This is a genomic window from [Clostridium] symbiosum (assembly GCA_036419695.1).
In the GTDB taxonomy this organism is placed as follows: domain Bacteria; phylum Bacillota; class Clostridia; order Lachnospirales; family Lachnospiraceae; genus Otoolea; species Otoolea symbiosa_A.
In genome coordinates this window covers 1,415,881-1,430,807 of the sequence record CP143946.1, presented here as the reverse complement: position 1 = coordinate 1,430,807, position 14,927 = coordinate 1,415,881, and the positions used below count along the sequence as shown (strand labels likewise).

General features: G+C 49.5%; 14 protein-coding genes. 7 read left to right on the top strand and 7 right to left on the bottom strand.

What is annotated here, in order from left to right:
• Window positions 1–57 precede the first annotated feature (57 nt).
• From V3C10_06630 to V3C10_06605, 6 genes are all read left to right on the top strand, one after another.
• Complete coding sequence (locus tag V3C10_06630; GenBank protein WVP64584.1) at window positions 58–294, top strand: Hpt domain-containing protein; 237 nt, start codon at window positions 58–60, stop codon at window positions 292–294.
• Between the two features lie 58 nt (window positions 295–352).
• Window positions 353–592, top strand: a complete 240-nt coding sequence (locus tag V3C10_06625) for a response regulator (GenBank protein WVP64583.1) — start codon at window positions 353–355, stop codon at window positions 590–592.
• A 7-nt stretch (window positions 593–599) separates the two neighbouring features.
• Entirely contained in the window at window positions 600–1,259 is a 660-nt protein-coding gene (locus V3C10_06620; GenBank protein WVP63482.1) for a hypothetical protein, read from the top strand.
• Window positions 1,222–1,362 (top strand): hypothetical protein, encoded by a 141-nt coding sequence (locus V3C10_06615; GenBank protein ID WVP63481.1) that lies wholly within the window; start codon window positions 1,222–1,224, stop codon window positions 1,360–1,362. The genes V3C10_06620 and V3C10_06615 overlap by 38 nt, the downstream gene beginning before the upstream one ends.
• A 203-nt stretch (window positions 1,363–1,565) precedes the next feature.
• A complete protein-coding gene (locus tag V3C10_06610) occupies window positions 1,566–2,831 on the top strand; it encodes a DNA repair protein (protein WVP63480.1) in 1,266 nt (421 codons plus the stop codon).
• On the top strand, window positions 2,821–3,147 hold the full coding sequence (locus tag V3C10_06605; protein ID WVP63479.1) for a YolD-like family protein: 327 nt from the start codon (window positions 2,821–2,823) through the stop codon (window positions 3,145–3,147). Before V3C10_06610 ends, V3C10_06605 begins: the two co-directional genes overlap by 11 nt.
• 127 nt (window positions 3,148–3,274) lie before the next feature.
• On the opposite strand, the gene V3C10_06600 is transcribed toward V3C10_06605, so the two are convergent.
• Window positions 3,275–3,781, bottom strand: coding sequence for a GNAT family N-acetyltransferase (locus V3C10_06600; GenBank protein ID WVP63478.1), 507 nt, complete (start codon window positions 3,779–3,781; stop codon window positions 3,275–3,277).
• Between the two features lie 395 nt (window positions 3,782–4,176).
• Here V3C10_06600 and V3C10_06595 point away from each other — a divergent pair, with 395 nt between their 5' ends.
• Window positions 4,177–5,073, top strand: a complete 897-nt coding sequence (locus V3C10_06595) for a LysR family transcriptional regulator (protein WVP63477.1) — start codon at window positions 4,177–4,179, stop codon at window positions 5,071–5,073.
• Between the two features lie 230 nt (window positions 5,074–5,303).
• Here the strand turns inward: V3C10_06595 and lysS are convergent, their stop codons facing one another.
• The 6 genes from lysS to V3C10_06565 all read right to left on the bottom strand — a co-directional run bounded on the left by lysS (window position 5,304) and on the right by V3C10_06565 (window position 14,854).
• The gene (lysS, locus tag V3C10_06590) at window positions 5,304–7,250 is read right to left on the bottom strand and encodes a lysine--tRNA ligase (protein ID WVP63476.1); all 1,947 of its coding nucleotides are present in this window, start codon (window positions 7,248–7,250) and stop codon (window positions 5,304–5,306) included.
• A 27-nt stretch (window positions 7,251–7,277) separates the two neighbouring features.
• Window positions 7,278–7,760, bottom strand: a complete 483-nt coding sequence (gene greA, locus V3C10_06585; GenBank protein WVP63475.1) for a transcription elongation factor GreA — start codon at window positions 7,758–7,760, stop codon at window positions 7,278–7,280.
• Window positions 7,761–7,906: 146 nt separating this feature from the next.
• A complete protein-coding gene (dusB, locus tag V3C10_06580; protein WVP63474.1) occupies window positions 7,907–8,866 on the bottom strand; it encodes a tRNA dihydrouridine synthase DusB in 960 nt (319 codons plus the stop codon).
• A gap of 37 nt (window positions 8,867–8,903) precedes the next feature.
• The gene (locus V3C10_06575; GenBank protein ID WVP63473.1) at window positions 8,904–9,287 is read right to left on the bottom strand and encodes a DUF6145 family protein; all 384 of its coding nucleotides are present in this window, start codon (window positions 9,285–9,287) and stop codon (window positions 8,904–8,906) included.
• Between the two features lie 129 nt (window positions 9,288–9,416).
• Window positions 9,417–10,391, bottom strand: a complete 975-nt coding sequence (pfkA, locus tag V3C10_06570; GenBank protein ID WVP63472.1) for a 6-phosphofructokinase — start codon at window positions 10,389–10,391, stop codon at window positions 9,417–9,419.
• Window positions 10,392–11,374: 983 nt separating this feature from the next.
• Window positions 11,375–14,854, bottom strand: coding sequence for a DNA polymerase III subunit alpha (locus V3C10_06565; GenBank protein WVP63471.1), 3,480 nt, complete (start codon window positions 14,852–14,854; stop codon window positions 11,375–11,377).
• Between the last annotated feature and the right edge of the window lie 73 nt (window positions 14,855–14,927).

Here is a 14,927-nt window from a genome sequence, read left to right as displayed (position 1 = left end):
CGGGAAATCGGCTTTTTATAATAATACTCCATCCCTATGATATAATCGCGGCCCTCCATCTGTCAATCATTATTCACATCCTGGGCATTCAATCAGGCATTCGGCGCCGTCGAGAATTATGCCCACGCCCTGAAGGGAGTGGCGGCCAATCTGGGATTCAGCGGACTTCAGTCCTCCTGTGCCGATATTGTCCTCAGCGTACGGGAGGGCCACCCGGAAGATATCCCGGAACACTTTGAGAAAGCACAAAAAGAATACACATTTATCATTGACGAGATATATAAGAACAGCTAGTGAACAGCCATGTGCAGTAAACCGGCAGGATCTGGTTTTCATCAGCTGTGACATCTCCATGCCGGTCATGGACGGTTTTACATTTCTCCGTGAAAAGAATAAATCCGTTTATAATAATGGAATCCCGGTCATCATTATCACCTCCGTTGGGGATGACAGGGTCAGACAACAGGCAATTTCCCTGGGCGCCGCCGACTTTGTGGACAAGAAAAAAAGGCCGAGGGAATCTTTAAGATCAGGACAACGGACCGCTCGGGATACTGGTATGAACAGAGCCACTACACAAATACGTTCATAAAAAGGGGATGCCTTACCGTGCCATCGGCATTTCAAGTGATGTGACGGAACATCGGAAGATGCTTGAACAGTATGAGCGTGAAATCGAATTTAATAAGACTCTGCCTTTGGATGTTTTTTCCACAATCAGAGTCAATATCACCCGGAACAGAATTGAGGAAAGCCATACTGATCTCCAGGAGGACCGATCCTTTATAAACAGCCTTACCCTTGACTGCCTTCCTGAAATGATGGCCCGGATCACCGGTATCACCAAAGAGGCAGCCGCGTATTTCCGCTCTCTCACGCGGGATTATATATGCAGATTAATTTCCGATGACACCCATATCATCAATTATGAATTTGTAAGAAACATAAACGGTATCCCGGCCTGGGTCAATTTTGAACTCCATATGATGGCGGATCCGATCAATAACGATCTGCTGGCCTTCATCTATTTCAGAAACATAGACAAGCAGCACCGTGAAATGGAACGTTTAAAGCTGCTGGCCGAGCGGGACCAGATGACCGGGCTCTATAACCACGACACCACCCTCACCCTGATCAAAGAATATCTCCTCCGTCTCCCTGACCGAGAAAAAAGCCAGGGAACTGGCCGATGCCACCCACTTCTCCTGCTGCGGCATTTCCGTGGATATCAGCTGCAGTATCGGGGTAGCGCTTTTTGACGACAAAACCGGCGCTTTCGGAGAATTATACAGAAAAGCGGATGCCGCCATGTACAGGACAAAACAGTCCAGCGATTCAAACTACATAATAAACACCGACTGAATGGGAATAGACAGGGAAAATTACGTTATGTAATCTTATCCGTTTTTCCGTCTATTTCCTGTTTACATCCGAACATCTGTTTGGTATAATAACTGTATAACCTGTCCGGGAAATTCCTGTATAAGGTATATGTTTTATAAAGCTGATTTCATAAAAACTTCTTATAAGGCTATTGTATCGTTAAGCATCGTCGGGAGGGTGCCATGTCGGATCATATCTATCTCTGTATTGATTTAAAATCTTTCTATGCTTCGGTAGAGTGCGCCGAGCGCGGACTCAATCCGTTAACAACGAATCTGGTAGTCGCCGATCCCGAGCGTGAGCGGGGCACAATCTGTCTGGCCGTCTCGCCCTCACTGAAAGCGCTGGGCGTTCCAAACCGGTGCCGGGTATATGAGATTCCACCGGGAATCGAGTACATTATGGCTCCCCCGCGGATGCAGCTCTATATCGAATATTCCGCAGAAATCTATGCCATTTACCTGAAATATATCTCAAAAGAAGATATTTACGTCTATTCCGTGGATGAGGCGTTTCTGGACGTTACCGACTATCTGGAGCTTTACCAGCTTACGGCAAAGGAGCTGGGCGTGCGCATCATGGATGATATCCGCAGTTTCCTGGGTATCACGGCTACCTGCGGGATTGGAACAAATCTTTATCTGAGCAAAATCGCCCTGGATATTACGGCAAAACATACGAAGGATAATATCGGCTATCTGGATGAGTGCCTGTATCAGAAGACTCTTTGGAACCACAAACCGCTCACCGACTTCTGGAGGATCGGAAAGGGCATATCCAGCCGTCTTGCAGGCGTCGGCATCTATACGATGGGTGATATCGCCCGTGCAGATGAATCCATACTGTATAAGCTGATTGGGGTAGATGCGGAATACCTGATCGACCATGCCTGGGGACGTGAACCTACCACAATCGCCGAGATCAAGGCATACCGCCCCAAGGAGAGTTCCCTGTCCACGGTCCAGGTGCTGATGACGGACTACAGCTATGACGACGGCCTCCTGATTCTCAAAGAGATGGTGGATCTGCTCTGCCTGGATCTGGTCGATAAAACTCTCGTCACCAATTCCCTGTCCCTCTATGTCGGCTACGCCCAAAAAGGGGCAAAGTCATCAAGAGGAAGCGTTACGATGCCGGTTACGACGAATTCGGTGAAGGTCATCACAAAACACTTTACACAACTGTACCAGAATATTGTCAGCCGTCTCGTTCCCATCCGGCGGATCGGCATTTCATTTAACAAACTGGCGGACGAGGCTTATGAACAATATGATCTGTTCACAGATCCGGCCGATTTGCAGAAGGACCGGGATGTCCAGCTGGCTGTCCTGAATATTAAAAAGAAGTTCGGGAACAACGCTATTTTAAAGGGCATGGATTTACAGAAGGCGGCCACGACGCTGGAACGCAACCAGCAGATAGGAGGTCACAAAAGCGGTGAGCAGTGAGAAAACAGAACGTGCAAAAATCTTTGCTCCCTTCGACTGTCTGAAGGGATTCCGTGAGGCGCTGGCCCAGAAGGAGCGCATCATCGTTCCCCGCTCCGAACTCTCCGAAGAGAGCAAGGAGGAACTCGACCGGCGGCTCCGCCAGGTAAAAAAGAACGACATTATCACCGTTATCTATTTCCAGAACGGTGAATATATCAAAATTACCGGCATGGTCTCCTCTTTGGAACTGACCAGCCGGATCCTGAAAATTATCAATACGAGGATCCGTTTTGATGATATTTATGAGATACAGGGAGATTTTTTCGAGTTATAGGCAATTTGAACAGGCCGCAGCCACCCTGCTCCAGGTTAAGCCCGATAAGCCCGCAGCCGCCCGGTAAACCGGCCTTATCAGGAAAAGTAAAATGCTCCGGCCCTTGCCGGGCGGCACTTATCAGCTTTTAACAGGCGGTTTCATCCGCCGCCCCCAAATCCAGGTAAAAGAAGTCACTGTCTTCATAAGGGTAATCATAGAGAACCGGCACCTGTTCCATCCCGACTTTATTGAAACCGGCTCTCTCGTAGAAACGATGGGCCCGGTCCGTATTCTTCGGTGTATCCAGATACAGCTCTTTGATTCCGGTGTCTTCGGCATAACGGAGCAGCTTCTCATACAGCCTGCGTCCCAGATGGCAGGGCGCGCTTCTGTACTCCTCGTAGGTAAAGAATTTCTTCAGGACGGCGATTCCATTGCCAAAGTTCATCAGCCCAATGCTGCCTGCTATCTTCCCGTTGTCCTCAGCTACCCAGAAGCAGCCTCCATTTTTCATATACTTTTCCCTTATATTAAGAAGCTCCGGCTGATCATCAACCGATACGAACGGCCGTGTTCCATCATTCTGGCAATGAAGCACCAATGCAATCACTTCATCCCGGTCTTCTTCCTGATAGGTTCTGATTCCCACCATTTCTCTTACCTCCGTTATTAATTATAAAAATTTTATAGATTCTCTCTGAAAATAGCCGTCCGCGTCCATTTTCTGGACACCGAGACCGCGTACCAGGAGCCGATCGAAAGTGCCGTTGACCGCTTCAGTCCTGCAAATACGCCGTTCCACGCATCGACTCCCCAGCCGGTTTCGGCCTGGTATATATCTCCACTTGGTATGTTTCTTTACTTGATATGCTTATTCACTTGTTATACTTCTTCACTTGTTATACTTTTCCGCTTTCACTTTCTTGACAACTGCTGTTTGCTATTTTATAGTAACATAAAGAGATAATTCAGTCTAATCAGAAAAATAAAATTTTTAATTCATAAATACTGAACTAATATAGTAAAACTATGGAGGGATGCAGGCACATGGATCTCAAATACCTTAGAACATTTAAGACAATACTCGAAACAGGAAGTTTTCAAAAGGCAGCCGAACGGTTAAATTATGCACAGTCTACCGTAACCTTACAGATGCAGATGATAGAGCAGGAATTATCCGTCAAACTATTTGATAAAATTGGCCGGAAGATGGAATTAACCGAGGCGGGGAAAGAACTGCTTCCTTACATAAACGCCGCTTTGGAAGCCATCGCGCAGATGGAATGCTATGGAAAAAGCGGTAAAGAACTGACAGGCGCGCTGCGGATTGCCATGCCGGAATCACTTTTAGTATATCAGATGCAGCCCGTCATCAGAGCTTTTCGGGAACAGGCCCCTAATGTGAGATTATCCCTTCAGATTCCCAATTGCTACATCATCCGGGACCAGCTTCTAAACGGCAGTATTGATATCGGCGTCCATTACGATGTCGGGGGCTACGGCTCTTCTCTCATCACCGAACCGCTGGCCGACTATCCCCTGGCTCTCATCGCAAGCCCGGCTCTGGATGAAAAGGAGCGCGATTTTATAAGGACAGGCCAAAGAAAACCCATTTGCCTTGTAACTGTGGATCAAAACAGCATCTATCACAAAATATTGAATGGGTACCTGGAAAAATCCGATATCGTCCTGGAAGGTGAAATGGAAATCGAAAGCATCGAAGCTGCAAAACGCAGTGTTGCCAGCAATTTAGGCGTTTTATTTTTGCCGCGCTATTCGGTCGAAAAAGAATTGGAGCAGGGGGAATTGATTGAACTGCCTCTGGAACCTTCCGTCAAAAATATCACCGCAGTATGCAGCTACCATAAAAACAAATGGATTACTCCTGCAATGGAATTATTTATCCGTCTGCTGAGGAAAGAGATGCAGACGCCGAAGTTATAAAACAGCGCCATAATTCCTTGCCTCCGACGCACGCCCGGCGCGGGCATGCATCCTGCCCGGAGGGCTTTTATATCATTGGAAGACTTTTATCTCATTGGGCCACTTTACAGGAAAGTAAAAAAGGACATTTCCTATTGTTGGGAAATGTCCTGGGTCAATTTTATTCACTTGCCGTTCTTATCCCCCATATCGGTCCGTTATCCGATATAAGACATAAAAATCCGAAGATTTTAGTACAGTTTTGCACCTGCCGGGATACGGTCATCCACCATCAAAAGGTTCAGACCTTCTTTTCCATCCTCCTCATGAACTGCTGAGATCAGCATTCCGCAGGAGTCGATGCCCATCATAGGACGCGGAGGCAGATTCACGATTGCAATTGCCGTCTTTCCAATCAGCTCTTCCGGCTCATAATACTCATGAATTCCGCTTAAAATCGTGCGGTCTGTGCCGGAACCGTCGTCAAGAGTGAACTTTAAAAGCTTCTTGCTCTTGGGAACTGCCGTACAATCTTTCACCTTTACAGCCCTGTAGTCAGATTTTGCAAATGTCTCAAAGTCCACCATTTCCTCAAAAAGCGGTTCGATTTTAACCTTTGAAAAATCAATGGTTTCCTGTACCCTGCTCTCCTGTGCCGGTGCCGCCTTCTCTGCTTTTGCAGATGTGTCGGAGCCGCCCAGCGTCTTCATCGTCGGGAAGAGCAGAACATCTCTGATTGCATAGGAATCAGTAAGCAGCATGATAAAACGGTCCATACCGATGCCAATGCCGCCTGTCGGAGGCATACCTACCATCAGGGCGTTGACAAAGTCGTCATCCATGGAGTTGGCTTCCTCGTCGCCTGCGGCCAGCAGCGCTTCCTGTGCCTTGAAACGTTCAATCTGATCCAGGGGATCATTTAACTCGGAGTATGCGTTCGCCATCTCTCTCTTTGTGATAAACAGCTCGAAACGCTCCGTATATTCCGGATTCTCCGGTTTCTTCTTGGTCAGAGGAGAAATCTCGATCGGGTGATCCAGAATAAAGGTAGGCTGTATCAGATGTTCCTCTACGAACTCCTCAAACAGCATACTCAGGATATCGCCCTTCTTATGTCTGGCCTCATACTCGATATGGTACTGATCAGCCAGAGCCTTTGCTTCCTCATCCGTCTTAATGGTTGTAAAGTCGATTCCCTTATATTTCTTCAGGGCATCTACCATTGTAATTCTCTCAAACGGCTTCTCCAGATCGATCTCAACACCATCATACACGATCTTTGCTGTGCCGAGAACCTTCTTTGCCACTTCGCGGAACATGGTCTCAACGAGCTCCATCATTCCGTAGTAATCCGTATATGCCTGGTATAACTCCATCAGGGTGAATTCCGGGTTGTGTCTCGTATCCACGCCCTCGTTACGGAATACACGTCCAATCTCGTATACTCTCTCAAGACCGCCTACAATCAGTCTCTTTAAATACAGCTCCAGGGAGATACGCAGTTTCACGTCCTCGTCCAGTGCGTTGTAGTGCGTCGTGAAAGGTCTTGCGGCAGCGCCGCCTGCGTTCGGAACCAGCATCGGTGTCTCTACTTCCATAAAACCGCGGCCGTCGAGGAAGTTGCGGACTTCCTTGAGAATCTGGGAACGCTTTACAAAGGTATCTCGCACCTCCGGGTTCATGATCAAATCCACATAACGCTGTCTGTAACGCATATCTGTATTGGTAAGGCCGTGGAATTTCTCCGGCAGAATCTGTAAGCTCTTGGAAAGAAGGGTTACGGCCTCCGCATGGATGGAAATCTCTCCTGTCTTGGTTTTAAAGACCGTGCCTCTGATTCCTACGATGTCACCAATATCCATCTTCTTGAATTCTTTATAGGACTCTTCGCCGATACTGTCTCTGGCAACGTAAGACTGAACATTTCCCTTTAAGTCCTGGATGTTGCAGAAAGATGCCTTACCCATGACACGTTTGGACATCATGCGTCCTGCCAGGGTTACCTCCTTGCCTTCCATCTCCTCAAAGTGATCCTTCACGTCGGCACTGTGTGCCGTAACGTCAAATTTCGTAATCTGAAACGGATCTCTGCCGCTCTCCTGAAGCTCCGCTAGTTTATCGCGGCGCACCTTAAGAAGCTGGTTTAAATCCTGCTCTTCCTTCTTATTCTGCTGGTTCTGCTGATTCTGCTCTGCCAATTTCTTCCACTCCTTTGTGAACTTAGATTATGATACTCTCTGGATTTCCAGGATTTTATAGTGAATCATTCCTGCCTGTGTTTCTACCTTTACCGTCTCGCCCTGTTTCTTACCAAGCAGTGCATGGCCTACGGGAGACTCGTTGGAAATCTTGTTCTGAAGGCTGTTTGCCTCTGTGGAACCGACGATCTTGAACTCCATCTCCTCATCCTCTTCCACATCCAGAAGTTTTACTTTACAGCCAACGCTGATCTTGTCAAGATCGATCTCATCTTCCACAACGACTTCCGCATTCTTAAGAAGTTTCTCAAGGGCCTCGATCCTGGCCTCGATGTCTCTCTGCTCATCTTTCGCTGCGTCGTACTCTGCATTCTCGGATAAATCTCCCTGCTCTCTTGCTTCCTTGATTTTCTGGGCGATCTCTCTACGTTTATTCACCTTCAGATCCTGCAGTTCATCCTCATACTGCTTGAGACCTGCATACGTTAAAATATTTTTCTTCTCTGCCATGACAACTATCCTTCCTTCCGATAATTCGTCTCCGAAATCGTTCTAATATTGCATCGCATTATTATAACTGATAAAGTCCCCCTTGTCAAGAATCGGGAACGGCGTTTTCCGTTTATTTACAAGGGGTTTGTTACTGTTCTCCGCTTTTAAATCCGTTCTTCGATCAGGGCGATTAATTCCTCCATCGTACTGACCTTGTTAATATCATTTCTCAGCGAAGACGAATTCGGATAACCCGCCGTATACCACGCCACATGCTTACGCATTTCCCGCATTGCAATCTCTTCACCCTTGTATCCCGTCTGCAGTTTTCCGTGCCGGATGATTGTGGCCTTCAGCTCCTCCTTAGTCGGAGGCGGCAGAAGCTCTCCCGTGTCGAGATAGTGGTTAATGCGCCTGAACAGCCATGGATTTCCCTTGGCTCCTCTGGCTACCATGATTCCGTCGCAGCCGGTCCCTTCCATCATACGTCCGGCATCTTCAGGAGTGAAAATATCCCCGTTTCCAATTACCGGTATTTTCACTGCCGCTTTGACCTGCCGGATGATGTCCCAGTCCGCTTTTCCGGAATAGTACTGTTCCCTCGTCCTGCCGTGGACGGCGACCGCAGCCACTCCGCAGCTCTCCGCCATCCTTGCAAATTCTACCGCATTGACGCAGTCGTCGTTAAATCCCTTGCGGAACTTGACCGTTACGGGCTTGTGCAGTTTCTTTACCATTGCCGTGAGTATCTCCTCCGCCAGCTTCGGATTCTTCATCAGAGCCGAACCCTCTCCATTATTCACAATCTTCGGGACCGGGCAGCCCATATTGACGTCGATGATATCATACGGTCCCTCTTCCAGCCTCAGCGCCATATCGCTCATGATGCCGGGATCGGAACCGAACAGCTGGACTGCAATCGGACGTTCTTCCTCCCTCATCTCAAGGATCGGCTTCGTATTTCTATTATTATAAAGAAGCGCTTTGGCGCTGACCATCTCCGTGCACATCAGGCCGCATCCCTGCTCCTTGCACAGCAGACGGAACGGAAGGTCCGTCACACCGGCCATCGGAGCCAGCGTCACATTATTCTCCAGCTCTACATTTCCTATTTTTAACTTCATCTGTCCTGCCTTTATTATGTGAATCGTAAGTTTTCATTTAATCCGTTTCCTCTGTATCGTCAAGCAGCCCGTCCGCCGGCATTCCGAGGACAAAGACCTTATAGTAAAGCTCCAGCGATTCCAAAAGCTCCCTTTTCTCTCTTTGGTACTGCCTGATTTTTAAGCCGCTGCCTATCTCATCAAAAAGGTAATCCGTCTCCTCGGCCTCCACCCGGAATTCCAGTGTCCCTTCCGGGGTGAATTCAAGCATCATCGTGCCTCCCACATCTTCCGTGAAAAGAACGCACATAATCCTCAGTTCCTCTTTTACTCCCTCCGGGAGTCCTGCGAACTGCTCATTAAAATAATATTTTTCCACATAGGAGTTGGCTCCACAGAGAACGATATTCTCCTCCGCGTTCCGGCCTGCCGTATGTTCCATTTTTCCGCCCTCCGTTACACATCAAAAGGCATTCTGTCCTCCGGACATCATGCCTTTGTCGATGACGGTGAGAAGCCTGCAAAGCGTTCCCTCACCGTTTCTTTCTTTTTATCGTTAAAACCGTACCATTTATCTCACCAGGAGCTTGCTGATCTCGTACTGATCCTCCGGAATATCTTTCGTCATATTCAGCGCTTCCTGAATATCAAAGTCTACAAATTCGCCGTGCTTGTAAGCTACAACCCGGTTTGTCTTTCCCTCTGCCAGAAGTTCCACCGCCTTGGCGCCCATGATGGATGCATAAACCCTGTCCTTACAGGTTGGCGCCCCGCCCCTCTGCATGTATCCGAGGATTGTGGCCCTCGTCTCAAGCCCGGTAGCAGCCTCAATTCTTCTTGCCATGGAAGCAGAATGGCCAATTCCCTCCGCATTGATAATAATGTGGTGTTTCTTGCCGCGTTTCCTGTTCTCTATGATTCTGTTAATCAGAACCTGTTCATTGCCATCATAACGCTCCGGAAGAAGAATGTCCTCCGCACCGTTGGCAATACCGCACCAGAGGGCGATATAACCGGCATGACGTCCCATAACTTCAATAATACTGCATCGCTCATGTGACGTGGATGTATCCCTTACTTTATCAATGGCTTCCATCGCCGTGTTAATTGCGGTGTCAAAACCAATCGTATAATCGGTACAGGCTATGTCAAGATCGATGGTTCCCGGAAGGCCTACCGTATTCACACCCAGGGCGGAAAGCTTTCCCGCGCCGCGGTAAGAACCGTCGCCGCCGATTACCACCAGGCCGTCGATTCCATGTTTCTTGCAAATCTCAGCACCCTTTTTCTGTCCTTCGGCTGTGGTAAACTCGGGACATCGTGCCGTGTAAAGAATCGTGCCGCCGCGTCCGATGGTATCCGCTACGCTTGTACCGTCCATGTCAACAATCTCTTCCTGAAGCAGTCCGGCATAACCTCTCATAATGCCCTTTACCTTCATTCCCTTGTTGATAGCTGTTCTCACAACCGACCTGATACACGCATTCATTCCCGGCGCATCCCCACCGCTGGTTAAAACACCGATCGTCTTTACCTCTTTTGTCATAGCATATTCCTCCATCCCGCTATTTCTGTCAGCAAATCTGGTTTTTTCCTCAATTCATCTTATTCTAATGCATTTTATCCTTCTTTTCAAGGGGTTTGTGATATTTTTTTAACTAGGGAGGATTTGGAGAAAGAGAACGCCGCCGGGACGGCCGGGGTTCGGAATGGTGGGGGAAGACTATGAGTCTTCAGTCCCGGTTTGCAGGTTGTCGCAGGTGGGGAATCCGGCAGAAAAAGTTCCTCCGGGAAACGCTTGCGCTCTTTGGAGTACATAACGGACACTAACCTCGAAAAAACCTCGGTAAGTGCCGATGAACTCCCAGGTTCCCTGCGGAATCTTTTTCTCCCGGATTCCCCACAGGAAGGTTATCGCCCGGGACTGAAGACGCGCAGGTTGTCGCCATTCCGCCCGACCTGCGGTGGCTGATTTGTTCTATTCCTTCAGGGGGGAGGGTATTGTCTCTGCCACTACAGGCATTCAGATGCCCAGGAACCTTCTCTTTATAAACCTGAGAATTGTGTTGTCAGAGAGCCCGCTTTCACTCAGGATGAGATAATAGAAATCCCGGGTTTTAGCCGCGCGTAACAGTGATTAATAGGATAGCGAACCGATTAAATACCACCGCTTCGTAGTGGACGCGACAATCCCCCCCCCACACTTGACGAAAGAGACAATCAGCCCCTGAAGCCGGCGGACGGGCAATCACTTTCCCTGAGTCTTCAGTCCCGTCGACAACCTGCCCGGGGAAGGAGGAGAAAGACTTTCCGAAGGGTGACCTTGAAGCCCGCCGGTGCTTGGCGAGGTATTTTCGAGCCTAGCATCCGCTGTGCGCTTCACAAGCGGGAGCGTGTCCCCGCAGGAAAGTCTTTCTCCGGATTCCCCCTCACCACAACAACAAACCGGGACTGAAGACTCATACACAACCTCCCACTCCCCCGTCCGCCGTCTTACAGAGGCGTCCTCGCCCCTCAACTAACTCCCCTCTATCTCCTTACCGCCTTATCAATCGTCTTCTCAATCACCTTTACATTCTTTTCCCCCAGCTTCTCCCGGAGAGCGGCCAAAAGCTCTTCCTTTGCCTCCACATTCCAGTTCCGCGGAAGCGCTTTTTTCGCTTTTTCCTTTCCCAGATAGACAATCACCTGGTCGCTGCCCTCATATCCCCTGAGCATATTCAGGAGATCCTGCTCACTGGAAAAGTACGTTTCCTTGTCGGGGTACTGGAGCCACACTTCCCTGGGGACCGCGTCAAACGGGATTACCTGTTCGCAGATCAGCTTTCCTACCGGATCATCGCCTATGGACGCCTTGCCGGTAATAAATATCTTGGCGTCCTGCTCCAGGAACTGCCGTTTCTTTTCGTAATCCCTCGGGAACACAAGGACTTCCACGCTTCCGGCCAGATCCTCTATCGTCACAAAAGCCATCATCTTATTATTTCTCGTGGTTTTTACCGTCTTGGCCGTCACCATGCCGCCGATGGTCACAAATGCCCCGTCTCTGATTTCCGCCTCACCGGTCTCCTCATCCACAATAAAGTCGGAGGTTTTGGCCGTCACATTCTTCTCCCACAGGCTGATATAGGCCTCCATGGGATGGCCGCTGATGTAAACGCCCAGCATTTCCTTCTCAAATGCCAGAAGTTCCTCCTTTGTATACTCCCCGACATTCGGGAACGTAATCTGGAAATCTTCCTTTTCCTCCTCAGCCACGATGTCAAACATGGACATCTGCCCTTCCATGGAATTTTTCTTTTCCTTGTTCTTCTGGTCCAGAAGCTGGGCCGAAACAAGGAATTTCTGTTTTCTCGTACCGGGCAGCGAATCCATGGCGCCCGACTTGATAAAGCTTTCCAGCGTCCGCTTGTTTACCTCTTTGCTGCTCATCCGATCCACAAAGTCTTCCAGGCTCTTATAATACCCTCTCTCCTCACGCTCCCTCACGATCTCCTCCACAACGGACTGGCCGATGCTCTTGATCGCGGACAGGCCGTAGCGGATGGAACCGCCGGAAACGGAGAAGCCGCCCTCTCCCTCATTGATGTCGGGAGGCACAATCTTCATTCCCATCTGGCGGCAGGCCATGATGTACTCGGACACCTTGGAGACGTTGTCCTTGACCGACGTCATAAGGGCGGCCATAAACTCAACCGGATAATAATATTTCAGATAGGCGGTCTGGTAGGAGACGACCGCATAGGCCGCCGCATGCGACTTGTTAAATGCATACTTTGCAAAGTCGATCATCTCGTCGTAAATGTGGTTTGCCGTCTTCTCGTCGATTCCGTTGGCAATACAGCCCTTAACGCCTTCCTCCTCATTGCCGTAAACAAAGTTCTGGCGTTCCTTCTCCATGACGGAACCTTTTTTCTTCGACATGGCGCGCCGCACCAGATCACTTCGTCCGAGCGTATATCCGGCTAAATCCCGCACGATCTGCATTACCTGCTCCTGATATACGATACAGCCGTAAGTCGGCGCCAGAATCGGTTCCAGCTGCGGACACTCGTAGGTGATGGACTCCTTGTCGTTCTTTCCCTTTAAGTATCTCGGGATAAAGTCCATCGGACCCGGACGGTAGAGGGAGATACCGGCTATGATGTCTTCCAGGTTCTCCGGTTTCAGCTCCTTCATGAAGCTCTTCATACCGGAGCTCTCCAGCTGGAATACGCCGTCATTCTTTCCCGTTCCGATGGAATTCAGCACATTTTTATCATTATAATCAATCTGATAGAGGTCGATGGTCTTATTGCATGTCCTCTCGGCCAGGCGGACCGCATTCTGGATCACCGTCAGCGTACGCAGGCCCAGGAAGTCCATCTTCAACAGTCCCAGCTCCTCCAGCGTCGTCATTGTAAACTGGGTCGTGATGGAGCCGTCGGCCGCCCTGGAAAGAGGCACATACTCGTCCACCGACGCCTTACTGATTACAACGCCGGCGGCATGCATGGAAGTATGCCTTGGGAGTCCCTCCAGCCTCCGGCTCATGTCGATCAGGTATTTAACCTCCTCGTCCTCCTGATAGGCATTGCGGAGATCGGGGCTGGCTTTTAACGCCTTGTCCAGCGTCATTCCCAGGTCGCCCGGTATCATCTTGGCAATCGAGTCGCACTTGGCATAGGGCATATCCAGCACACGTCCGACGTCGCGGACCACACCCTTGGCGGCCAGCGTACCGAAGGTGACAATCTGCACCACCCTGTCCTTGCCATATTTGCTCACCACGTAATCAATAACTTCCTGCCTGCGCTCGAAACAGAAGTCGATATCAATATCAGGCATCGAGACTCTCTCCGGGTTCAGGAAACGTTCAAAGAGAAGCTGATAGCGGATGGGATCAATATCGGTAATGCCCAGGCTGTATGCCACGATACTTCCGGCCGCAGAGCCGCGCCCCGGTCCGACCATGATATCATGTACTTTTGCAAAATGGATAAAATCCCAGACGATCAGGAAATAGTCCACATATCCCATGGACTTTATGACGCCCAGCTCATATTCGAGCCTCTCCCTAAGCGTTCCGTCGTCGTCCGGGTAATGTTTGTGAAACCCGTCAAAACAGAGCTTCTGCAGATACTCCCATGAGGTGTATCCCTCCGGCACGTCGAACTGGGGCAGCTTCGTCACGCCGAACTCGATTTCCACGTTACAGCGCTCAGCTATCTTATGGGTATTGTCCAGTGCATCGGCGGCGTATGGGAAGATATTCCTCATCTCCTCCTCCGATTTTAAGTAAAACTGGCCGCCCTCGTACCTCATCCTGTTTTCATCGGCCACTTTCTTTCCCGTCTGGATACAGAGCAGAATATCGTGTGATTCCACGTCTTCTTTATAAATGTAATGGCAGTCGTTTGTGGCGGTCAGCGGAATATCCAGTTCCTGGCTCATGCGTAAAAGCCCCTGGTTCACCGTTTTCTGGGCGGGTATCCCGTGATCCTGAAGCTCCAGGAAAAAGTTCCCTTTTCCGAAAATCTCCTGGTATCTGAGGGCCGATTTGCACGCCTCCTCATACATCCCGCGGGAGAGGTAACGCTGCACCTCACCGCCCAGACAGGCGCTGAGGCAGATAATCCCCTCGCTGAACCGGCTTAACACCTCATAATCAACTCTCGGTTTATAATAAAAACCTTCCACAAAACCTTTTGAAACAATCTTCATCAGGTTCTGATAGCCCACATTATTTTCCGCCAGGAGAATCAGGTGGTAATACCGATCCTCCCCGTTCACATTCTCACGATCCAGACGTGAGCCCGGCGCCACATAAATCTCGCAGCCGATAATCGGCTTGATGCCCACTTCCCTGGCAGCCCTGTAAAAATCGATCACTCCGTACATAACGCCATGATCAGTGATAGCCAGGCTGTCCATTCCCAGTTCTTTGGCCCTGGCTGTCAGTTCCTTAATCTTACTGGACGCATCCAGCAGACTGTATTCCGTATGCACATGCAGATGAGTAAATGCCACTCCCCTGTTCTCCTTTCCCACGGCGTTTCCGATGCAGCCCCCTGCAGGCCGTACGCCGCCGATTTAAAAGGGC